Below are 22,223 nucleotides of genomic sequence, written 5' to 3'. Positions count from 1 at the left end.
ATGGCAAAAATCCGCGTAGGACGGGTAGGCGAGCAGATTAAAAAAGAGCTCAGCCAAATTATACAAACAGAGCTTAAAGATCCTAGAATAGGTTTCATCACCGTAACCGGCGTTGAAACGTCGAGCGATCTGTCACAAGCTAAGGTGTATCTAAGCGTGCTTGGAAGTGAAGAACAGAAGGAAGCTACGCTTAAGGCTCTTGGAAGCGGAACGGGCTTTATCCGTACGGAGCTAGGCAAGCGTATGCGACTTCGTCACACGCCAGTGCTGCTGTTCAAGTTCGATAGCAGTATCGAATACGGCAGCCGCATTGAATCTTTGCTTGAGAACATCAACAGCGGGAATGCAAGTCAATGATGGCACAAGACAGCTATTTGAAGCAGTTGGATGCTGCGCTGGCATTCATCAAGGATTCCGATCACTTTCTGGTCGTGTCGCATGTACAGCCTGACGGTGATGCAATAAGCTCTACTGTTGTCGTCGGCTGGCTGCTTCAGGAGCTTGGTAAATCGGCTATTTTGATCAATGAAAGCGAATTGCCGTCGAGACTTAGCTATTTGCATCAATTTGATTCGATTGTAAACTATAAGCTGGCTGTACCGCAGCAAAAGTTCGATGCCATTATTTCGGTCGATTGCGCTGATTTCAAACGAATCGGGGAGGTTGCGAGCAGCTTTGCGCCAGACGCAAAGCTGCTCAATATCGACCACCATCCGACCAACAACGGATTTGGTTCTGTAAATGTCATTCGTGCTGAAGCTGCTGCAACAGTCGAGATCTTGTATGATCTAATCGAAAGAGCAGAAATTTCGTTTGATCTGAATTGCGCAACAGCTATCTATACCGGTCTTTTGACCGATACAGGTGGCTTTCGTTATTCCAATACAAGTCCGCGTGTCATGGAAATTGCCTCGCATTTGCTTGCATTAGGCGTGTCAGGCAACGATCTTGCAGATCATTTGCTTGAAAAAATGACGATGGCTAAGCTTAAGCTTCTCCAAATCGCGTTAAACCGGCTCACTTTTTCAGATAATTTGGAAATTGGCTGGGTCTTTATTGGAAAAGACGATTTGCAAATGACAGGCGCGGTACCCGAGGATATTGAAGGTATCGTAAATTATGCTCTTAATGTTGACGGGGTTGAGGTCGGCATATTATTTAAAGAAGCAGACGACGGGTCAGTTAAAGCAAGTCTGCGTTCGGCGGGCAAAGCCAATGTAGCTGCAATCGCGCAAGATTTTGGCGGCGGCGGTCATGTAAGGGCAGCCGGCTGTCGGCTTGAGGGTTCATTATCAGAGTCGATTAACGAGCTGGTGGAAGCAGTCAGAAAGGCGTTGGTTTAATCGATGGACGGCATTTTGGCAGTTTGGAAGCCTGAAGGCTGGACTTCTCACGACGTGGTTGCAAAGGTTCGCCGCATTCTAAAGATGAAGCGGATTGGACATGCAGGTACGCTCGATCCTATGGTGACAGGTGTATTGCCTTTATGTTTAGGGCGTGCTACTAGAGTGGTTGAATATGTTCAAGAGCGACCTAAGTCTTATGAAGCCGTATTGCAGCTTGGTATTGCGACGGATACGGAAGACCTAACCGGTACGGTCATTGAGCAGCAATCATCTGTAGCTGTTACAGAAGAAGAGATTCGTGAAGCATTAAGTCGTTTTACAGGCGAAATTGAACAGGTCCCGCCTATGTATTCCGCTGTAAAAGTGGATGGCAAACGGCTTTATGAGCTGGCAAGAGAAGGTAAAACGGTTGAGCGTAAATCGAGAAAAGTAACGATTCATCAAATGGATCTCATTGACGCGCAGCTTGAGCTCGATCAGCCTAAAATTACGTTTTCTGTCGTTTGTTCAAAAGGTACATACATTCGTACTTTATGCGTGGATATTGGCAAAGCGCTCGGCGTTCCAGCGACGATGGCCCACTTGACGAGAACGATGTCAGGCGGCATTACGAAAGAAAGCTGCTTGACGTTAGAGCAAATCGAGGAGCTGGAGAAAGCGGGCGAATTAAGTGAGCATTTAATTGCTGCTGACGAAGCTATTACACATTTGGAGAGCGCGATTGTTCCTGAGGCAATAGGCAAGCTTGCGCTTTTGGGACAGAAGATTAATCTTTCCCATGCGTGTAATCGAGATGCAACCTATATAGATGAACAGCTTATTCGTCTTTATAACGATAATAACTCGTTTCTTGGCATTTTTCAGATCGATCTGGGTGCTGCTGTTTTCAGACCAGTCAAGGTGTTTTCAGCTTAAATTATCGATGTAGAAAGTTAACAGGAAATGCAGGTGCTTCAGCGTTGGAAATTATTCCATTAAGTTTTCCTTTAAACGGTTTGTCCACGTTATCGCTGGACAAACCGCTTTCCATAGCAATCGGTCATTTTGATGGTGTTCATCGCGGACACCAAAACGTCATTCGTCAAGCGGTGCTTGAGGCGAAAGAGGCCGAAATGCTGTCAGCGGTTTTGACCTTCGATCCCCATCCGAAGGAAGTGCTCGGACAAGGTAATCAATATTATCGTTGTCTTACGCCTCTTGAGCATAAGACCGCTTTATTTGCAGAGCTCGGAGTCGATCTCGTATTCATTATGCGATTTGATCCCGAATTCGCATCTGTTACTCCTGAACGCTTCGTGAATGAGGTATTGCGAACACTTCGCGCCAAGCAGGTAGTTGTTGGCTTCGATTTTAATTTCGGCCATAAGGGCTTAGGCAATACGGAAGCTTTGAAGCAGCTAGGGCAACCCGATATTGCTGTTCATGTCATTGAGCCATTATTCGAGAATGGAATTAAAGTTAGCAGCACCTATATACGTGAAGCGCTCGAGCAGGGGAATACGGAATTGGCTGAGCATTTGCTAGGTCGGCCTTATGAAGTTAAAGGCATCATCGTGCATGGGGATAAGAGAGGCCGCACAATCGGCTTCCCGACGGCTAATCTTCATATCACCGCTCCATATATTGCGCCTAGATTAGGCGTCTATGCGATAACGGCTTGGCTTGGAGAGAAAGCTTACCCTGGCGTCTTGAATTATGGCTTAAAGCCAACCTTTAACCAGAAAGAGCCGCAGCCTGTAATGGAAGCTCACTTGTTTGATTTCAATGGCGATATTTACGGGGAACAATTGCGTCTGCAATTTCTTTCGTTTATTCGCTCGGAGAAAAAATTCAATTCCATCGATGAGCTGGTCAACCAAATCGGTGCGGATGCGCTTCAAGCTAAAGCAATACTCGGATGCAACTAATGCGGACCGTTGTTTTGAGCTGTAGCTGCGCGTTGTGCAGCAACGAGGAGATACACCTCGACAAGCATCTATCTTATATGTTATACTATACAACGTTGTGAGTAGACATACATTTCGTATGTCATTCTCTAAACTTAACCTTAGCTTGGGTGTCCGATCTCACCGACGGCAGCGAGGCTAATGGCGATTATCAAGAAGGAGGTGAATTAGGATGGCAATTACACAAGTACGTAAAAACGAACTGATTGAGACGCATAAGACACATGCAACTGATACCGGTTCTCCGGAGGTTCAAGTGGCTATCCTGACTGAAAACATCGTTAACTTGACTCAACATTTGCGGGAGCACAAGAAAGATCATCATTCCCGTCGTGGTTTGCTCAAGATGGTAGGTCAGCGCCGTAAGCTGCTTGCATACCTTAAGAACAATGATGTTAGACGTTACAGCGCATTGATCGAAAGACTCGGCCTTCGCCGTTAAAACATGCGTAATGAGAAGCAACCTGGTTGTCCAGCCGTCCGGGAATACCGGATGTGCGGATTCGGGTTGCTTTTTGTAATAGGAGAACACTGGGGAAAAACCTGTATAATACAGTGAAATAGACTATAAAATAACTTTTAGGAGGGATTAGATGGTACAACGAATTGAGATGATGGTAGGCGGAAGACCGCTATCCATTGAAACAGGCCGCCTTGCTAAGCAAGCGAATGCTGCAGTAACCGTGCAATATGGCGATACTGTTGTATTGTGTACGGTAACAGCATCCGCAGGTCCGAAGGACTTGGATTTCTTCCCGCTTACGGTTAACTATGAAGAGCGTTTGTATGCCGTTGGTAAAATTCCAGGCGGATTCATTAAACGTGAAGGCCGTCCAAGCGAGAAGGCGATTTTGTCCAGCCGTCTTACGGACAGGCCTATTCGTCCGTTGTTCCCGGAAGGGTTCCGGAACGACGTTCAAGTGATGAACATCGTAATGAGTGTGGATCAAGATTGCCCGCCAGAAATTGCGGCTATGATCGGTACATCTGCTGCTCTATCGATTTCCGACGTTCCATTTGACGGCCCAATCGGCGGCGTGAGCGTTGGCCGGGTAAACGGTCAATTCGTCATTAATCCAACAGTTGAGCAAGAGCAGCTAACAGATCTGTTTGTTGTTGTAGCAGGCACGAAGGATGCTATCATGATGGTTGAAGCCGAAGCGAATGAGGTATCGGAAGAAGTTATGCTTGAGGCAATCATGTTTGGACATGATGAAATCAAGAACATCGTTGCCAAGATCGAAGAGCTGCAAGCCATTGCCGGCAAGCCGAAAATGGAAGTTAAGCTACATACCGTTAATGAACAAGTAAATGCTGATGTTCGCGCTTATGCTTCAGCGGATCTCGTAGAAGCGATTAAAGTAGAAGAGAAGCATGCTCGTCAGGATGCAATTGACGCTGTTAACAGCGCAGCGGTTGCACATTTTGAAGAGCAATATATCGATACACCAGGGCTGCTTTCCGATGTGAAGGAAGTTCTTTACGATATCGTCAAGGAAGAAGTTCGCCGCCTTATTTCTCATGACAAGGTTCGTCCTGACGGTCGTTCGCTTGAAGAAATTCGTCCGATTGATTGTGACGTAGCGCTTCTGCCGCGTACGCATGGTTCGGGCTTGTTCACTCGTGGACAAACGCAAGCGCTAAGCATTTGTACGCTTGGAGCGATGGGTGACGTTCAAATTTTGGACGGCATTTCACCTGAGGAAACAAAACGCTTCATGCATCATTACAATTTCCCGCCATTCAGCGTTGGTGAGGCTCGTCCTCTTCGTCCGCCAGGTCGCCGCGAAATTGGTCATGGTGCACTTGGTGAGCGCGCGCTTTCCAAAGTTATTCCGTCTGAAGCAGATTTCCCATATACAATTCGTCTTGTTTCTGAAGTGTTGGAATCAAACGGTTCATCGTCACAAGCCAGTATTTGCGCAAGCACGCTCGCTATGATGGATGCAGGCGTACCGATCAAAGCTCCTGTAGCTGGTATCGCAATGGGTCTCATCAAGGACGGCGACCATTTCGCAATCCTGTCTGATATTCAAGGTATGGAAGATCATCTTGGAGATATGGACTTTAAGGTTGCTGGTACAGCTGAAGGCGTTACTGCCATTCAAATGGACATCAAAATTGCCGGCATCAACCGCGCGATTTTGCAGCAAGCTCTTGAACAAGCGCGTCAAGGACGGGTTTTCATCCTAGGCAAAATGCTTGAAAGCCTGCCGACTACTCGGACAAGCTTATCGAAATATGCGCCGAAAATTTTGACGCTTCGCATTAACCCGGACAAAATCCGCGACGTTATTGGCGCAGGCGGTAAAATTATTAACAAAATCATCGAGGAAACAGGCGTTAAAATCGATATCGAGCAAGACGGAATGGTATTCATCGCTTCCTCTAACGAAGAGATGAACCAGAAGGCAAAATCGATTATCGAAGGCATTGTGAAGGAAGTTGTTGTTGGCGAAATTTACGTGGGTACAGTTAAACGCGTAGAGAAATTCGGAGCTTTCGTTGAGATCTTGCCGAACAAGGATGGACTTGTCCATATTTCGCAGCTGTCGAATGAGCGTGTTGCCAAAACCGAGGATGTCGTGAACATTGGCGACCAAATCAAAGTTAAAGTAACCGAGATTGACCAACAAGGCCGAATCAACTTGTCAGCTAAAATTCTGATGACGCCGGAAGTTTCACCGCAGTAAGTTTCACTTAGGCAACAATAGAAGATACAGGCAACAATAGAAGATACTTAAGAAAAGAGCCAGATTTGATCTGTCTCTTTTTGTTTTTCTATTCGTACAGATATCGCTGTCAATGTCTTCCTTCTGCATAATCTTGTCCCTCTTTTCATAAACATGGATTAACATGCTTCATTAAGGTCAAGCTTAGGAGGCATGTGATGCTGTTTATAGGAGTGGGAAATATGAAGGTGAGAAAAGCTGCCACGATTGCAGCGAGTATGCTCATGTTGATCGTTTTTGTGAGTATAAATAGTGACGTGTCTCAATATCTTGCCTCATTGAAATATGGCGATGCCAGGGCTGCATCAACGGTGCTCGTATCTTCCACAGAGGACCGGCAAAGGCTGCTGACGATTATATCGGAAGAAGCAAATAAGCGTAGAATCGCGCCAGTCGATGCGAGGATTGACCGCGTATGGAAAGCCATCCCTGGATATAATGGGTTGGAGGTCGATATAGAGAAAACGCTGGACGCTGCATTGCTCGCACCTTCCGCAAATGCGATACCTTATGTCTACAAGGAAGTAGAGCCTAAGATTAAGCTAAACGATCTTGGACCTCACCCGATCTATAGAGGCAATTCGAATAAAAAGATGGTATCATTCATGATAAATGTAGCTTGGGGCAACGAATACATAGATTCCATATTAAATACACTTAAACGAGAAAATGTGAAAGCAACCTTTTTTCTGGACGGCAGCTGGCTTAATAAAAATGCGGAGATAGCAAATCGAATTCAATCCGAAGGACATGAGATGTCCAATCATGCGTATACACATCCGGATATGAGTGCGTTAAGCAGGCAGGATCAATATAATCAAATTTCAAAAACCGAGGCGCTTCTGAAGTCAAAACTAAAAGTCAATAACAAATGGTTTGCTCCACCGTCAGGCTCCTTTAATCAAGCTACCGTTCAAATTGCTGAGGAGCAGGGGTTGAAAACAGTGCTTTGGACAATCGATACGGTTGATTGGCAAAAACCTCCGGCTGATTCGATCGTTCGTAAAATATCGTCGAAGCTGGAGCCTGGCGCTTTAATATTGATGCACCCTACTGCATCCTCGCGTGATGCCCTTGCAGGCATGATTGCATCTGCCAAGGCGAAGGGCTACGCAATCGGTACAGTTAGCGAGACGCTTTCATCCAAGCGTATGCCGCCTGCTGTTGAGGGAGCTGGCTGATTCTGCTATAGTAAAAACATTCATGTTCAAAAGCACATGCATACGAAGTCGGTTTAGTTCGGCCATCCATATAAAAAACGAGTACGTGGTTTGCTTTGCCGCTCTGAACATAAGGAGGACTATTAATGAATAAATACACCCTTAGCAATGGATTACGTATTGTAGTTGAATACATTCCGACCGTAAGATCCGTATCGTTTGGGATTTGGGTCAAAACAGGCTCGCGCAACGAGACGCTTGAAAATAACGGCATTTCGCATTTCATCGAACACATGCTCTTCAAAGGAACTGAAAAACGTACATCGAAGGATATTGCAGATTTATTTGATGGCATTGGCGGCAATGTCAATGCGTTTACATCAAAGGAATATACTTGTTACTTCGCCAAGGTGCTTGATGAGCATTTGCCGCTTGCGGTTGATGCGCTATCGGATATGTTCTTCAACTCTCAGCTTGATCCAGATGAGCTGGCGAAGGAAAAGAATGTCATACTTGAAGAAATTTCGATGTACGAGGATACGCCGGATGACAAGGTGCATGATGAAGCATCACGTGCCGCATTCGGTGATCATCCGTTGGCCTATTCGATTTTGGGGCTTGAGGAGCGCTTGACTGCGATGACTTCGGATACGCTTCGCGGGTATATGAATGACACCTACACGCTTGAGAATACCGTTATCAGCGTAGCTGGCAATGTTGAAGAGCAAGGATTGCTCGCTTTGCTCGAAAAATATTTTGGCGGCTTTACGAACAGCAAGCCTGCATCTGCTATCGTTGCTCCGCCTGCATTCCACGGTGAATATTTGTTTTATAAGAAGAAAACCGAACAAAATCATCTCTGTATCTCGTTTCCTGGATGTTCCATCACCGACTCTCATTTGTATGCGATGATTTTGCTTAATAATGCGCTGGGCGGTGGAATGAGCTCTAGACTTTTCCAAGAAATCAGAGAGAAGCGCGGTCTTGCTTATTCCGTCTATTCCTACCACACCTCCTATGCAGATACTGGCTTGTTCACGCTTTATGCAGGAACGGCACCGAAGCAAACCAAAGAAGTGCTTGATTTGACGATGGAGCAGCTTAACGAGCTATCGGTCAAAGGGCTTGGCGAGGATGAGCTGCATCGCGGCAAAGAGCAGTTGAAGGGAAGCCTGATCTTAAGCTTAGAGAGCACAAGCAGCAGGATGAACCGTTTAGGCAAAAACGAGCTGATGCTTGGCAAGCATTATACGCTCGATGAGCTATTAAAGCGTATTGATTCTGTAGATATGTCGCATGTAGTTGAAGTGACGAAGCGTATGCTGTCCGTACCTTTCTCCGTTGCGATGGTTGGCTCAAACGACAAAGCAGCAGTGCAATTGGGGAGGAATCAATTTGTACCAAGTACAGTTTAAACGATTAGAAGGCAATGAAGATATTGCGATTCCGCGTAAAATGTCCGAATGGGCAGCTGGCTTTGATCTGCAAGCAGCTGTAAGCGAGCCTGTCGTATTAGCGCCAGGGAAGCGTCAGCTTATCCCGACCGGATTTGCTATGGCCATGCCTGGTGAACTGGAAGCGCAAATTAGACCCCGGAGCGGTCTCGCATACAAGCATGGCATTACTTGCTTGAATTCGCCCGGAACGATTGATGCGGACTACCGCGGTGAGGTAAAAGTGCTTCTAATCAATTTAGGGCAAGAGCCATTTACTATTACAAGAGGCGAGCGAATCGCTCAAATGGTGTTCCAGCTAGTGCCCGCGGTTACAATTGTTGAAGCAGAAGAACTGCCTGACACGGTGCGAGGCGCAGGCGGGTTCGGCCATACAGGAGTATAACGAAATAACTGCATAACGTTATTAAAGTAAAAGATCGGGTCATTTGCCCGATCTTTTTTTCTTTTTCACCCCGCTCTGGGCGCAAGCATAAGATGATCTTGAGCTAGTAGCAAGAAAGGAGTGAAGCTTAATGCTAACAGGCGTTCGAGTGCTGTTGCTAGGCGGTGATGCAAGACAGCTTGAAGTCATACGCAAGCTGACAGAGCTTGATGCTATCGTCACTGTTTCCGGCTTTGACGGACTGCATTCGTCATTGGACGGTGCCGTGCAAGCGGAGTTCGAGGAACAGCTGTTCGAAGGAGTCGATGCGCTGCTGCTGCCTGCGGTAGGCACCGATGATCAAGGAATGATCCATGCCGTTTTCAGCGATCGACAAATGCAGTTGACCGATAGCCATTTGGCAAAGCTGCCAAAGCACTGTACGGTGTATACGGGGATGGCCAAACCCTATTTGCGCCAGCTATGCGAGCAGCATACACTATCGCTCATTGAGCTCTTTGACCGTGATGATGTCGCTATATACAACTCGATACCGACTGCGGAAGGCGCTCTGATGATGGCGATTCAGAATACGGATATTACGATTCATGGTTCGTCCTCCATGGTGCTCGGATTCGGTAGAACGGGCTTCACAATGGCGCGCACACTTCAAGGCTTAGGGTCGAAAGTGAAGGTTGGCGTACGGCGTTCGGAGCAATTCGCAAGGGCTTCAGAAATGGGGTTTGAGCCTTTCTACATCAGTGGTTTGCTGCATCATGTAAGCAATATTGACTTGCTTTTTAATACAATTCCGACTATGATAGTCACAGCGCAAATTATCGCAAATTTACCTTCGCGGGCCGTAATAATCGACCTCGCATCGAAGCCTGGCGGCACTGATTTCCGCTTTGCAGAGAAGCGGGGAATTAAAGCGATGCTCGCACCCGGACTACCCGGTATCGTCGCACCCAAAACAGCTGGACGTATCATGGCGGATTGCTTAACACAGTTGATTTTGGATGATACGATTAAGCGGGGGAATGGGATATGAATTGGTCTGGAATTACAGTAGGATATGCTTTATCTGGTTCACACTGCACGTTTGCTGAGGTTATGCCAGAAATTAAGCGGTTCGTCGATGCGGGTGCCAATGTGGTGCCGATCGTTTCTAATACGCTTATGACGACGGATACTCGATTCGGAAAATCCGAGGATTGGCAAGCACAGCTTAAGGCTATTACGGGAAATGAGCTAATTTCGACGATTGTGGAGGCTGAGCCGCTTGGGCCATCTAAGCTGCTTGACGTTCTTGTCATAGCGCCATGCACAGGCAACACAACAAGTCGATTGGCAAATGCGATAACAGACAGCGCGGTGCTTATGGCTGCCAAGGCGCAGATGCGCAATGGTCGTCCGCTAGTACTCGCTATTTCAACAAATGATGGACTTGGTTTAAATGCTGCTAACATAGCGAAGCTGCTAGTGGCTAAACATATTTATTTCGTGCCGTTCGGCCAAGATAACCCTGTGCAAAAGCCTAACTCGCTGGTTGCAAGAATGGATTTGGTCTTGGAAGCATGCGAAGCTGCCCTTCAGGGGAAACAGCTGCAGCCTCTGCTTGTCGAACGCCATTAATGACAGACGGAAAGAGGGGAGTCGACAGCAGATGTCGAATCAGAAATTGTTCAATGTTGCAGTAGTTGGCGCAACAGGCGCAGTAGGGGAACAAATACTAAAATTACTTGATTCTAGAAACTTCCCGATCAAAGAGCTTAAGCTCTTATCATCTGCTCGTTCAGCAGGCACAAAAATGACATTCAAAGGCCAAGAGCTGACGGTTGAGGAAGCAGCGCCGGATAGCTTCAAAGGCATCGAAATTGCGTTATTTAGTGCAGGCGGCGACGTTACAAAGGCGCTGGCACCGCATGCGGTTGAGCACGGGGCGATTTGTATCGATAATACGAACGCTTATCGAATGGATGAGAACACGCCGCTCGTAGTTCCAGAAGTGAACATCGAGAAGGTTAGCGAGCATAAGGGCATAATCGCTAATCCGAATTGTTCGACTATTCAGATGGTTGCAGCGCTAAAACCGCTGCAAGACCGTTATGGCATTTCCCGCATCATCGTTTCTACTTATCAAGCAGTATCTGGTGCAGGAAGCCGTGCAATAGATGAAATGCTGCGTCAAACGCAAGCAGCGCTGAACGGCGAAGCTGTAAGTCCAGCTATTCTTCCGGTTGGTGCATTGCCAGTCAAGCATCAAATCGCGTTTAATGCGATTCCGCAAATCGACAAATTCCAAGAGAATGGCTATACGCTCGAGGAAATGAAAATGGTTCGCGAAACGAAAAAAATTATGGGTGACGAATCCATTCAGGTTACAGCTACTTGCGTACGTATTCCTGTCGTTTACGGTCACTCGGAATCCCTATATGTTGAGCTTAAAAACGACTACGATTTGGAAGAGGTTAAGCAGCTGTTAGCAGACGCGCCAGGCATTACGCTCGTTGATGATCCTGCTAATCAGCAGTACCCTCTTGCGACTGAAGCAGCCGGCAAGCCGGATGTATTTGTCGGTCGCTTGAGACGTGATCTTGGCTCTGAACGCGGACTTAATATGTGGATCGTCTCAGACAACCTACTCAAAGGCGCAGCATGGAATGCTGTTCAAATCGCTGAATATATCGCTAACGGTTCATTTATTAAGTAAGGGTATTCGGCTACTTCTTCCCGGGATCGATCACGGAGGATAAAATATGCGCATCCTGATTCAAAAATTCGGGGGCACCTCTCTATCAAATGATCACGCCAGGGAACACGTTATCCATCACATTTGCAGAGAACGCAGTAATGGCTTCGCTGTTGTCGTTGTTGTTTCGGCTATGGGTCGCAAGGGTGATCCTTATGCTACGGATACGCTGCTGCAGCTTATTCGTGACAATGGCGACAGACTGCCGGCGCGCGAGCGGGATATGCTGTTAGGCTGCGGGGAAATTATATCCGCAGCCGCTTTATGCAGTTTACTCATTACACGCGGCATTCCTTCCGTCGTTTTAACCGGCGGACAGGCGGGCATAATTACTGACGAACAATATGGGCATGCCCGAATTAAAGAGATTCGTCCAGATAAGGTACTCAGTCACTTGCATGAAGGTACCGTCGTCATTGTAACAGGCTTTCAAGGAAGCACGGCGCAGGGCGACACGACAACGCTCGGCCGCGGCGGAAGCGATACTTCCGCAACTGCACTCGGTGCAGCGCTGCGTGCCGAAATGGTTGATATCTATACAGACGTGAATGGAATATTGACGGCAGATCCGCGCATTGTCGAGGAGGCAAAGCCGCTCCCTGTCGTAAGCTATGCTGAAATATGCAATATGGCAAGGCAAGGAGCAAAGGTGATTCATCCGCGCGCGGTTGAGATAGCGCAGCAAGCTCGCATACCGCTCCGAGTGAGATCCACCTTTTCCAATGAGACGGGGACGCTTGTAACCGATTCGGCCGAGCTGAAGGCAGATCTGTCTGTTAAGGATCGTCATGTAACAGGAATTGCCCATGTTTCTGGCATTACACAAATTTCGGTCAAGGCGATTGATGGCCGGAATGATGTGCAGCTTCAAGTATTTCAATCGATGGCTAAACATCACATTAGCGTCGATTTTATTAATGTTACGCCTAGCGGTGCAATTTATACTGTATTTGATCATGATGCCAAGCGTGCTGTTGATGTGTTGAAAGAGAGTGGATTCGCTCCTTCAGCGATTAAGGGCTGTGCGAAGGTATCCGTAATTGGCGGAGGGATGAATGGAGAGCCTGGCGTTATGGCGCGTATCGTGGAAGCGCTGACGGAACGAGGAATTACCATCATGCAATCGGCTGATTCCAATACAACGATTTGGGTGCTCGTACGTGAAGCGGATATGGCGGAAGCGCTTCGTTCTCTCCACGCGAAGTTCGAGCTTCATCGATAGAGAGCAATACTTTTGGGAGGAATTCAGATGGAATTTGGCAGATTAATTACAGCAATGGTAACCCCATTCGATGCGGATGGTCATATTGATTGGCATACGACAGGCCGATTGATTGATTATTTAATTGAGGAGCAGCAAAGCGATAGTCTTGTCGTTTCTGGCACTACTGGCGAATCGCCTACGCTGTCCGATGAAGAGAAGCTGGAGTTGTTCCGATTTGCGGTCAAGCATGCGAATGGTCGTTGCAAGATTATTGCTGGTACAGGGAGCAACAACACAGCCCATTCCATCCATTTGACGAAAGAGGCAGAAGCTGCGGGTGTTGACGCCGTATTGCTTGTTGCTCCTTACTACAACCGTCCTAACCAAGAGGGACTTTATCAACATTTCAAGGCAATTGCGGAAGCAACCGCTCTGCCCATTATTTTGTATAACGTAGAAGGTCGCACAGGGGTGAACATATCCGCCGAAACGACGCTTCGCTTAGCGCAAATCGACAATATTATCGCTACCAAGGATTGCGCATCAACAGATCAATTGACTCAAATTATTAGCGGCGCGCCTGCTGATTTCAAAGTGTATACTGGTGATGACAGTGCAACCCTGCCTGCCTTGGCTATTGGCGGATACGGTATTATTAGCGTTGCAAGCCACATTGTCGGAAAAGAGATGAAAGCGTTGATTCAAGCTTACACCAGCGGCAACGTTCAAGAGTCTGCACGCATTAATGGACGTTTGCATCCTATTTTCAAAGGTCTATTCGCTTGTCCTCATCCTGTTCCAAATCCCGTTGCAGTAAAATATGCGCTCGGGTTAAAAGCATTTTCGGTAGGCGGAGTAAGGCTGCCGCTTGTTTCAGTGAGCGAGGCAGAAGCCGCATTCTTACGCAATTTGCTTGGATAAATAGACGTTATCGTTGATTGCAGCCGGTGCATCCAGCATCGGTTTTATTTTTTTGGGAAGCATATTGGAAAATAGCTTTATCGGGTTTCACTTGTATTCCAGCTTTTTCTTCATGTATAATGATTTCAAGTGACTGGGTGCGGCAAATATTTGGAAATGAACTTAACGTCAGAGCGGCATCTGACGATAACAGGGCATAGGTGAAAAAAGCTTTGGCATTTCAACACCAAATGGGACTGTACGGAGCTATTCTGCTTTTCCATATTCAGACCATACTTACGAAGCTTTTTCGCTTCGCAATAATTTAATATTTCGAAGCCTTTATGCTTCGAAAAATTCACAAAAACGAAGTTCACGAAGTCTTTGCGCTTCGCAAAAATTTATGAAAATGATTACGAAGCAATAGTTGCTTCGCAAAATTTTAAGGAGGAAAGATACACTTGTCTAAGAAGAACAACCAGGATAAACTGCTCATTTTTGCACTAGGCGGAGTTGGCGAAATCGGAAAAAATATGTACGTCATTCAGTATAACAATGACATAGTTGTTGTTGACTCGGGTTTGAAGTTTCCAGAAGAGGACATGCTCGGTATAGATATCGTTATTCCGGATATTTCATACTTAACGGAAAATCGCGATAAGGTTCGCGGAATTATTATTACCCATGGACATGAGGATCACATCGGCGGATTGCCATATGTGTTGAAAAGCTTAAACGTGCCTTTATATGCAACTAAACTAACACTCGGTCTTATTGAAGGTAAACTGAAGGAAGCTGGATTGCTAGGAGAAACGAAACGTATTCTCATCAATGCAGACAGCGAAATTCAGCTCGGCACCATTCGTGCTTCCTTCTTCAGAACGAACCACAGTATTCCTGATTCCGTAGGTGTCAGCCTGGATACTCCAGAAGGAACTGTCGTTCATACGGGTGACTTTAAATTCGATCATACACCGGTTAACGAGCAATTCGCTGATTTGCAGCGTATCGCCGAAATCGGAAAACGCGGCGTTTTGGCGTTATTGTCGGATAGTACAAATGCAGAACGTCCTGGATATACGCCGTCTGAAGCTCAGGTAGGCGACAATCTTGAAGATATTTTCCGGAAGTCGTCTCAGCGCGTAGTTGTGGCAACCTTCGCATCGAACGTACACCGGATTCAACAAATCATTAATGCTGCAATCGCTACAAAACGCAAAATTGCTGTTGTAGGCCGCAGTATGGTGAACGTAGTTGGCATCGCTTCCGATCTTGGTTACTTGAACATTCCGGAAGGCATGATCATCGAACCGGAGGAAGTTAACAAATTGGCTGCGGATCGCGTTGTCATTTTGTGTACAGGCAGTCAAGGCGAGCCGATGTCGGCGCTTACTCGTATGGCGCGCTCCACGCACCGCAAGGTTGATATTTTGCCTGGCGATACCGTTATCATCGCTGCAACGCCAATTCCAGGCAATGAGAGATATGTAGGACGTACCGTAGATGAATTATTCCGCTTAGGCGCAAACGTTATTTACGGAAACGGTTCGGTATCGGGCGTTCACGTATCCGGTCACGGAAGCCAAGAAGAATTGAAGCTTATGCTTAACTTGATTAAGCCAAAATATTTTATTCCCATTCACGGTGAATACCGGATGCTTCGCCAGCATGCGAAGCTTGGCGAAGCGATCGGAATCGAACGCGAAAATATTTTCGTCATCGATAACGGCGACACTGTAGAGTTCCAGAATGGCGCAGGCCGTAAAGGCTCTAAAGTACAAGCCGGCAACGTATTGATCGATGGTTTGGGTGTTGGCGATGTTGGTAATATCGTACTTCGCGACCGCAAGCTGTTATCGCAAGATGGCATATTGGTCGTTGTTGTTACACTAAGCAAGCAGGATGGCACGATCTTGTCAGGTCCGGACATTATTTCTCGCGGATTCGTTTATGTTCGTGAATCCGAAGGTCTTTTGGATGAAGCAAATCGTATCGTTACATCAACGCTAACTCGCCTCATGAACGATAAAGTGAATGAGTGGGCTTCACTCAAAACGAATGTGAAGGATGCGCTTGGCCGCTTTTTGTACGAGCAAACTCGCCGTCGACCAATGATTTTGCCAATCATTATGGAAGTATAATGAAATGAATGAATGAAATAAATGAATAAAGGAAGAGAATCGCTTGTCCATTCCGCAGTTGCCGCGGCGGACGCAAGCGATTCTTTTTTTGCTTCATAGCGGTTCTTGACTGTATTTGTATAAATTCGGCGCCAGACCTCATACTATGACAAGCAATAATTCATTAGAGGGGGATTGTACATGAGCTCGCAATTTCAAATGGATTTATCAGCAGAGCAGCAGGAACCAAATACGGATGAAAAAAGAAAAGGGAATGCAGTTGTCGACACGATCCAGCAGCTTGGCCAGACAGCAGTACCGGCGCTAACCGAGTCGAACATATTTTGCATGACCATCATTGGGCAGGTGGAGGGGCATCTTGTGCTGCCGCCGCAAAATAAAACGACCAAGTACGAGCATCTTATTCCGCAATTGGTAGCTGCTGAACAAAACCATAAAATTGAAGGCGTGTTTATCGTTTTGAATACGGTAGGCGGCGACGTGGAAGCGGGACTCGCGATAGCCGAAATGATCTCATCCTTATCCAAGCCAACAGTAACGTTGGTACTCGGGGGTGGTCACTCCATCGGCGTTCCGATTGCAGTAGCTGGCGATATGTCATTTATTGCAGAAACGGCGACGATGACGATCCATCCCATACGGTTGAACGGATTAGTTATCGGCGTTCCGCAAACGTTCGAATATTTGGATAAAATGCAGGAGCGTGTCGTCCGTTTTGTCACATCGCACTCCAATGTATCAGAGCACATTTTCAAAGAGCTGATGTTCAAAACAGGTGAGCTTACTCGGGATATTGGAACGACGGTTATTGGATCTGACGCAGTGAAGCATGGCTTAATTGATGCGGTTGGAGGCCTTGGAGAAGCGCTTAAGGAGTTAAATCGACGCATAGAGGCTTCTAAGCTTGGACGGGTAGAGGTGAACAGCTAATGACGATTTATACGAATATGCCGCTCGAATTAGTGCTGGAAGGACTTCATGACGAAGTGGAAAAGGTACAGGAGGTTTGGGCAAACGGGGTTAAGATGCAGATCATGCCGGTCGCGCCCGGAATGGGAAAAATCGTCCGTCTTATAGAATGCGGTCTGGACGATTATTTGAATCCGAATTTGATGCCAGGTACCATTGTGCATTACCATTAACAGCAAACGGATGTTCGTACGAATGTCTCATAGGAACATTTGCCCACCTATGGTATAATCTTTTACCAGAGGTGACGGATTTGGCAAAGAAAAAGAGACGAAAAAAAACAATTGGCACAAACTTAAAATACGAAGTATACGGCATATTGCTTATTACCATCTCCATCATTGCATTATCCGGTGAAGCGGCTGTCGGGCGCTCGTTATCCAAGCTATTTGGGCTTGTGCTCGGCAAGTTTTATTTTGTGCTTGCTTTAATTGGCATCGTTATTGGACTAACTGTCATGATTAAACGAGCTTGGCCAAAAGGCTGGACGAATAGACGTACGGGCTTATTTATTTTGGTGCTTGCTTTTACGCTGATGAGCTCGATTTCTGAAATCGAGCAAAAGCTCCCAACGACTGATCTAACTGGCACGATGATATTCAAACAGCTTAGCAGCGATTTGCAGATATCGTTAATTAGTGTTCCAGCAGCTAATGATTTACCCATAAGAGATAAGGAAATAAGCGGCGGTTACATCGGTGCCATTCAATATTCGTTATTTTTCTCTTTGTTTGGCTACTACGGCGCAAAGCTGATCATGTTCGTCATGTTCGCCATTTCCATCATGCTGATGACAGGGAAGTCGTATGTGGAATTAGGCAGACTGATAAGCTCGCGGACTACTCGGATGTTCAAATTGCTAGGGGCAAAATGGGCGAAACGAGCAGCTAGGCGTGCATCTGCTGCAGCTGCCGCGAATGTAAACCAAGTGGATGCTGATGATGATGACATAATGGATGACGATCATGAAGGCTATGTCGTATCTCCTCCCAAAAAGAAAAGATCCTTGTTTTTCTCATGGAGACAAGAGAGGGATGCCGAGGAACAAAGCCAGGAGGAAGACGAGCAGAATGAGTGGGTATTCGAGCCGGGCAGCACTGAAGCGCGTACAAATGGCAAGCCTGCTTGGCAAAATGATCTCGAGCCGCCATGGGAAAAATCTGGCGAAGACTTACATTCAGACCCATTACATACCCAATCTGTTCAAGATCATGCTGTTCCTTGGGAATCTTCCGGGACTGACATAATCATTGATCATGACCTGCCTGTACCGCCTAACGAGGAAGAATGGAACGAATCATGGCCTGTTCAAGAGCTTGCTCAATCCGATGTGACTGATGATACCGATGAGAACGAGCTTGAGGATGATCCAGAGCTTCTTAATCCAGAATCGCTATCAAGCGACGTCTCCGAGGCTTCGGAAGCATTGGTGATAGATGAAAGCGCAGCGCAGCCGTTGCCAAGACGTCCGATCGCCGAGGCAGAGGCTAGTACGGAGAAGCCGTATCTGCTGCCGCCGTTTTCGCTGCTTAACAAGCCTAATTTACTTGGAAAAAGCGCAGATGCGTCCGATATGTACGACTCGCGTCGCAAGCTGGAGGCAACGCTCGAAAGCTTTGGCGTTCGCGCGAAAGTGCTCGATGTCGTAAGAGGTCCCGCGGTAACGCGCTATGAGGTTCAGCCGGCTACTGGCGTTAAAGTGAGTCGAATTGTTGGACTCACGGATGATATCGCCCTTGCATTAGCAGCAAAGGATATCCGAATGGAAGCCCCGATTCCGGGAAAATCAGCGATCGGCATAGAAGTGCCGAATATGGAAGTATCCGTCGTTACGATGCGAGAGGTAATGGAGACAGCTACCTTCCAAAATGCCTCGTCAAAATTGTCTATCGCATTCGGCCGCGATATTTCCGGACAGACGATTGTGGGCAACTTAGCGAAAATGCCCCATCTGCTCGTAGCAGGTGCTACAGGTTCCGGTAAATCGGTTTGTATAAACGGTATTATTACAAGCATTTTGTACAAGGCTGCGCCTGATGAAGTTAAGTTTCTTATGATTGACCCGAAGATGGTTGAACTAAATGTATACAATGGCATTCCGCATTTGCTTGCTCCCGTAGTGACGAATCCTAAGCGGGCATCGCTCGCTCTAAAGAAGATCGTTGTCGAGATGGAAAGCCGCTACGAGCTGTTCTCCAAGTCTGCTACACGCAACATTGAAGGCTACAACACGCTGATGGCTGATAATCCGGCCGCCGTTCTCCCTTATATCGTCGTCATTGTGGACGAGCTTGCGGATCTCATGATGGTAGCCGCCAATGATGTGGAGGATTCAATCGCAAGGCTTGCCCAAATGGCACGTGCTGCGGGCATTCATCTCATCATTGCGACGCAGCGGCCGTCAGTGGATGTTATTACAGGCGTCATCAAAGCAAATATTCCGTCACGCATTGCGTTCGGCGTCTCTTCACAGGTCGATTCACGAACGATTCTCGACATGGTAGGGGCTGAGAAGCTGCTCGGCCGCGGGGACATGCTTTTCTTGCCAGTAGGTATGTCCAAGCCGATAAGGGTGCAAGGTGCTTTTCTGTCGGATCAGGAAGTGGAGACGCTCGTTAATTACGCGCGCGGCCAAGCTGAAGCGGAATATAAAGAAGATCTTGTACCTGAAGTCGAGGAAGAGTCGGCAGAGGGCAATGTGGCCGTTGATGAGCTTTACGATCAAGCGGTGCAAATTATTTTGGAAGCGAAGCAAGCTTCTGTTTCCTTGCTGCAGCGTCGCATGCGGGTCGGCTACACAAGAGCTGCAAGGCTTATCGACCAAATGGAGGCACGCTCTATAGTAGGACCATATGAAGGAAGCAAGCCTAGGGAAGTTCTGATAACGATGGACGAATTCCAAGCCGGCAGAGTCAGCTCATAATTTACGGCTGACTGAAGGTACAGGAGAAAATGCATAGAAGAGGGACGAATTTCTCATACTAAAGTTAGGTAACGCTACCTTAAGCGAACTAACTTGCAAGAGAAAGGCAGATCCCAACATGAGAAATCGTTTAATTTTGGTGACCTCGATTATCGTGCTGCTGCTGTTCGGCACCTTTTCTTTCATGCGCGATGTGCATAACGAAGCAAAGGAAACATTCAGCAACGCTACCTTAACGGTAGGCTCCTCTGGTCAGGACGTCTATGAATTGCAAGGACGGCTCAAGCATCTCGGTTATTTCAAAGGTGCAGTAGACGGAAAGTTTGGAGCAGCTACTAAAAACGCAGTAACATGGTTCCAGTGGAAGTTTGGACTCAAGTCGGATGGGGTTGTCGGAGCAAAAACAAAGCTAAAGCTTTGGGAAGCCACAAAAACCTGGAAGCCGACAGCCAGCACTGGCGGATCTAGCGGATCCGGTGGATCTGGCGGCAAAGAAAACGCCAGCTCGACGGGTGACATAACGACAATCGGACAGTCCAATCGACTTGGCTTGACGGACAATGATTTGCAGATGATGGCGAATGCCGTTTACGGTGAAGCACGAGGCGAATCCTATGAGGGGCAAGTAGCCGTTGCAGCTGTTATTATTAACCGTTTGAAATCACAAAGCTTCCCAAACACGATCTATGGCGTCATCTTCCAGCCAGGCGCTTTCACGGCGGTTGCTGACGGACAAATTTGGCTGCAGCCAAATGCCAGGGCGAGGGATGCGGTTGAGGATGCGATTAATGGCTGGGACCCAACCGGCGGCTGCATCTACTATTTCAATCCGCATACTGCAACCTCCAAATGGATTTGGACTCGGACGCAGATCAAGACGATTGGAAAGCATATTTTCTGTATGTAACTATACGCTTATTACGAAAGGAAGCAGCCGTTACTGCCTAGCGCAGCAGTGGTTGCTTCTTCCATTTCCTATAGGTTAGAATGGTATAGTGATTTGTCAATTGGAATAGATTTACTCTATAACGCGCCGTTGAAAGGAGCAAACCGAGTGACCCAATTCGAAAGAGGGCTGCTGCAGCGAATTCGACTGCATGTGTTGCCTACAAAACGATTTAAAACGTTTGCCATTTCCTTATTTGCTGGACTTACACTTGATGAAGCAACGGTAACGCCGGTTGCCCTCATTCCGTTCGTACTAAGAAGAGGCACGGCTAATTTGCCTGAAACGATTGCTTTCCGCGAGAAGCTTGACGATTTATATGGAGCAGGCTTCGGTTTTGACGTATATAAAAGAGGCGATGCTCAAATCGTTCAATTCCGCATGGATGTGATCAACGATGAATTCGTCTCAGCGAACACCTCGCTCCTGGCAGAATCGCTGAAATTTTTAGGGGATGTGCTTACCGATCCGCTCATAGATAATAACGGCTTCCATCCAAAATATGTGGACGCAGAAAAAACGACGCTTAGAAAACGGCTAGAGGCAATCGTAAACGATAAAATACGATATGCAGCGGAGCGCTGTTTGGAAGAAATGTGCGCTGACGAGCCTTACCGTCTGCATCCGCTTGGCAAACGATCAGAAATTGATGCGATAACGCCTGCATCGTTGTATGAGCATTATGAGCAATGGCTGAATAACGCTGCGCTTGACTTGTATGTCGTTGGGGATACGTCGCTTGAAGAAGTAACTCGTCTCGTCAACAAAACATTCAAATTGAAGGATGGCACGCCTTCTGCTTATACGGTGCCAAACGTCCAGCATGCGGTCAAAGAAGTGAAGAAGGTTACGGAACGCATGGAGGTAAGCCAAGGCAAGCTGAACTTGGGACTTCGCACCGGTGTAGGCTACAGCGATGACGCTTATCCGGCAGCATTAATGTACAACGGCATTTTGGGAGGATACCCGCATTCGAAGCTTTTCTTGAACGTGCGAGAGAAGGAAAGCCTGGCGTATTATGCTGCATCAAGGCTTGATGGCCATAAAGGGCTTTGCACGATTCAATCAGGCATCGAATTCGCTAATTACGACCGTGCTGTCGCCATTATCCAGGAGCAGCTTGAAAGCATGAGGCAAGGCCAACTTTCAGAGCTTGAGATGAGCCAGACGAAAGCGATGATTTCGAATCATCTCCGCGAGCTTCAGGATTCCGCCTATGAGATGATCGCCTACGACTTCAACAGCGTGCTGACCGGGAAAGAGCGAAGTGCAGAGCAGCTGCTTGAGCAGGTTCAGGCAGTTACCGCTGAGGATATCGTGAAGGTTGCGGAGCGCGTGCAGCTCGATACGATTTACTTTTTGCGTGATCGAAAGGAGGCATAACCT

Annotated in this window: 20 protein-coding genes; all 20 read left to right on the top strand. The window is 47.1% G+C overall.

Features of this window, described 5'->3' with window-relative positions; translation table 11 throughout:
- The 20 genes from rbfA to yfmF all read left to right on the top strand — a co-directional run bounded on the left by rbfA (position 1) and on the right by yfmF (position 22,220).
- Positions 1 to 357, top strand: coding sequence for a 30S ribosome-binding factor RbfA (rbfA, locus tag AC2TDN_RS05640; protein WP_482065506.1), 357 nt, complete (start codon positions 1 to 3; stop codon positions 355 to 357).
- Positions 354 to 1,343, top strand: coding sequence for a DHH family phosphoesterase (locus AC2TDN_RS05635; RefSeq protein ID WP_484687276.1), 990 nt, complete (start codon positions 354 to 356; stop codon positions 1,341 to 1,343). Before rbfA ends, AC2TDN_RS05635 begins: the two co-directional genes overlap by 4 nt.
- 3 nt (positions 1,344 to 1,346) lie before the next feature.
- Positions 1,347 to 2,261, top strand: a complete 915-nt coding sequence (truB, locus tag AC2TDN_RS05630) for a tRNA pseudouridine(55) synthase TruB (RefSeq protein WP_484687275.1) — start codon at positions 1,347 to 1,349, stop codon at positions 2,259 to 2,261.
- 44 nt (positions 2,262 to 2,305) lie between these two features.
- Positions 2,306 to 3,253, top strand: a complete 948-nt coding sequence (locus tag AC2TDN_RS05625) for a bifunctional riboflavin kinase/FAD synthetase (RefSeq protein WP_482065503.1) — start codon at positions 2,306 to 2,308, stop codon at positions 3,251 to 3,253.
- Between the two features lie 211 nt (positions 3,254 to 3,464).
- A complete protein-coding gene (rpsO, locus tag AC2TDN_RS05620; RefSeq protein ID WP_484687274.1) occupies positions 3,465 to 3,734 on the top strand; it encodes a 30S ribosomal protein S15 in 270 nt (89 codons plus the stop codon).
- 151 nt (positions 3,735 to 3,885) lie between these two features.
- The gene (gene pnp, locus AC2TDN_RS05615; protein ID WP_484687273.1) at positions 3,886 to 5,985 is read left to right on the top strand and encodes a polyribonucleotide nucleotidyltransferase; all 2,100 of its coding nucleotides are present in this window, start codon (positions 3,886 to 3,888) and stop codon (positions 5,983 to 5,985) included.
- A 221-nt stretch (positions 5,986 to 6,206) separates the two neighbouring features.
- Positions 6,207 to 7,205: a polysaccharide deacetylase family protein gene (locus tag AC2TDN_RS05610; RefSeq protein ID WP_484687272.1), complete on the top strand. Its 999-nt coding sequence runs from the start codon at positions 6,207 to 6,209 to the stop codon at positions 7,203 to 7,205.
- A gap of 125 nt (positions 7,206 to 7,330) precedes the next feature.
- Positions 7,331 to 8,599 (top strand): M16 family metallopeptidase, encoded by a 1,269-nt coding sequence (locus AC2TDN_RS05605; protein WP_484687271.1) that lies wholly within the window; start codon positions 7,331 to 7,333, stop codon positions 8,597 to 8,599.
- Positions 8,580 to 9,023, top strand: a complete 444-nt coding sequence (gene dut / locus AC2TDN_RS05600) for a dUTP diphosphatase (protein WP_484687270.1) — start codon at positions 8,580 to 8,582, stop codon at positions 9,021 to 9,023. The genes AC2TDN_RS05605 and dut overlap by 20 nt, the downstream gene beginning before the upstream one ends.
- Before the next feature lie 130 nt (positions 9,024 to 9,153).
- Positions 9,154 to 10,053, top strand: coding sequence for a dipicolinate synthase subunit DpsA (gene dpsA, locus AC2TDN_RS05595; protein WP_482065498.1), 900 nt, complete (start codon positions 9,154 to 9,156; stop codon positions 10,051 to 10,053).
- Entirely contained in the window at positions 10,050 to 10,637 is a 588-nt protein-coding gene (locus AC2TDN_RS05590) for a dipicolinate synthase subunit B (RefSeq protein ID WP_482065497.1), read from the top strand. The genes dpsA and AC2TDN_RS05590 overlap by 4 nt, the downstream gene beginning before the upstream one ends.
- A gap of 31 nt (positions 10,638 to 10,668) precedes the next feature.
- Complete coding sequence (locus AC2TDN_RS05585; RefSeq protein ID WP_482065496.1) at positions 10,669 to 11,715, top strand: aspartate-semialdehyde dehydrogenase; 1,047 nt, start codon at positions 10,669 to 10,671, stop codon at positions 11,713 to 11,715.
- A gap of 46 nt (positions 11,716 to 11,761) precedes the next feature.
- On the top strand, positions 11,762 to 12,976 hold the full coding sequence (gene dapG, locus AC2TDN_RS05580) for an aspartate kinase (RefSeq protein ID WP_484687269.1): 1,215 nt from the start codon (positions 11,762 to 11,764) through the stop codon (positions 12,974 to 12,976).
- 27 nt (positions 12,977 to 13,003) lie between these two features.
- Positions 13,004 to 13,879, top strand: coding sequence for a 4-hydroxy-tetrahydrodipicolinate synthase (dapA, locus tag AC2TDN_RS05575; RefSeq protein WP_484687268.1), 876 nt, complete (start codon positions 13,004 to 13,006; stop codon positions 13,877 to 13,879).
- A 440-nt stretch (positions 13,880 to 14,319) separates the two neighbouring features.
- Positions 14,320 to 15,999 (top strand): ribonuclease J, encoded by a 1,680-nt coding sequence (locus AC2TDN_RS05570; protein WP_482065493.1) that lies wholly within the window; start codon positions 14,320 to 14,322, stop codon positions 15,997 to 15,999.
- A 180-nt stretch (positions 16,000 to 16,179) separates the two neighbouring features.
- The gene (locus tag AC2TDN_RS05565) at positions 16,180 to 16,929 is read left to right on the top strand and encodes a ClpP family protease (RefSeq protein WP_484687267.1); all 750 of its coding nucleotides are present in this window, start codon (positions 16,180 to 16,182) and stop codon (positions 16,927 to 16,929) included.
- Complete coding sequence (locus AC2TDN_RS05560) at positions 16,929 to 17,141, top strand: YlzJ-like family protein (RefSeq protein ID WP_484687266.1); 213 nt, start codon at positions 16,929 to 16,931, stop codon at positions 17,139 to 17,141. Before AC2TDN_RS05565 ends, AC2TDN_RS05560 begins: the two co-directional genes overlap by 1 nt.
- Positions 17,142 to 17,221: 80 nt before the next feature.
- Positions 17,222 to 19,891, top strand: coding sequence for an FtsK/SpoIIIE family DNA translocase (locus AC2TDN_RS05555; RefSeq protein ID WP_484687265.1), 2,670 nt, complete (start codon positions 17,222 to 17,224; stop codon positions 19,889 to 19,891).
- 118 nt (positions 19,892 to 20,009) lie between these two features.
- Positions 20,010 to 20,798 (top strand): spore cortex-lytic enzyme, encoded by a 789-nt coding sequence (gene sleB / locus AC2TDN_RS05550; RefSeq protein ID WP_484687264.1) that lies wholly within the window; start codon positions 20,010 to 20,012, stop codon positions 20,796 to 20,798.
- A 147-nt stretch (positions 20,799 to 20,945) separates the two neighbouring features.
- A complete protein-coding gene (gene yfmF, locus AC2TDN_RS05545; RefSeq protein WP_484687263.1) occupies positions 20,946 to 22,220 on the top strand; it encodes an EF-P 5-aminopentanol modification-associated protein YfmF in 1,275 nt (424 codons plus the stop codon).
- Positions 22,221 to 22,223: the final 3 nt, after the last annotated feature.

Source organism: Paenibacillus sp. Y660 (assembly GCF_057221575.1).
Note: the sequence above shows the minus strand (reverse complement) of the source record. Positions and strands in the feature narration are given on the sequence as shown.

Excerpts from the sequence above, each read along its gene's own strand:
- rbfA (WP_482065506.1), top strand. The coding sequence starts at position 1 with ATGGCAAAAATCCGCGTAGGACGGGTAGGCGAGCAGATTAAAAAAGAG.
- AC2TDN_RS05635 (WP_484687276.1), top strand. The coding sequence starts at position 354 with ATGATGGCACAAGACAGCTATTTGAAGCAGTTGGATGCTGCGCTGGCA.
- truB (WP_484687275.1), top strand. The coding sequence starts at position 1,347 with ATGGACGGCATTTTGGCAGTTTGGAAGCCTGAAGGCTGGACTTCTCAC.
- rpsO (WP_484687274.1), top strand. The coding sequence starts at position 3,465 with ATGGCAATTACACAAGTACGTAAAAACGAACTGATTGAGACGCATAAG.
- pnp (WP_484687273.1), top strand. The coding sequence starts at position 3,886 with ATGGTACAACGAATTGAGATGATGGTAGGCGGAAGACCGCTATCCATT.
- AC2TDN_RS05610 (WP_484687272.1), top strand. The coding sequence starts at position 6,207 with ATGAAGGTGAGAAAAGCTGCCACGATTGCAGCGAGTATGCTCATGTTG.
- AC2TDN_RS05605 (WP_484687271.1), top strand. The coding sequence starts at position 7,331 with ATGAATAAATACACCCTTAGCAATGGATTACGTATTGTAGTTGAATAC.
- dpsA (WP_482065498.1), top strand. The coding sequence starts at position 9,154 with ATGCTAACAGGCGTTCGAGTGCTGTTGCTAGGCGGTGATGCAAGACAG.
- AC2TDN_RS05590 (WP_482065497.1), top strand. The coding sequence starts at position 10,050 with ATGAATTGGTCTGGAATTACAGTAGGATATGCTTTATCTGGTTCACAC.
- AC2TDN_RS05585 (WP_482065496.1), top strand. The coding sequence starts at position 10,669 with ATGTCGAATCAGAAATTGTTCAATGTTGCAGTAGTTGGCGCAACAGGC.
- dapG (WP_484687269.1), top strand. The coding sequence starts at position 11,762 with ATGCGCATCCTGATTCAAAAATTCGGGGGCACCTCTCTATCAAATGAT.
- dapA (WP_484687268.1), top strand. The coding sequence starts at position 13,004 with ATGGAATTTGGCAGATTAATTACAGCAATGGTAACCCCATTCGATGCG.
- AC2TDN_RS05565 (WP_484687267.1), top strand. The coding sequence starts at position 16,180 with ATGAGCTCGCAATTTCAAATGGATTTATCAGCAGAGCAGCAGGAACCA.
- AC2TDN_RS05560 (WP_484687266.1), top strand. The coding sequence starts at position 16,929 with ATGACGATTTATACGAATATGCCGCTCGAATTAGTGCTGGAAGGACTT.
- sleB (WP_484687264.1), top strand. The coding sequence starts at position 20,010 with ATGAGAAATCGTTTAATTTTGGTGACCTCGATTATCGTGCTGCTGCTG.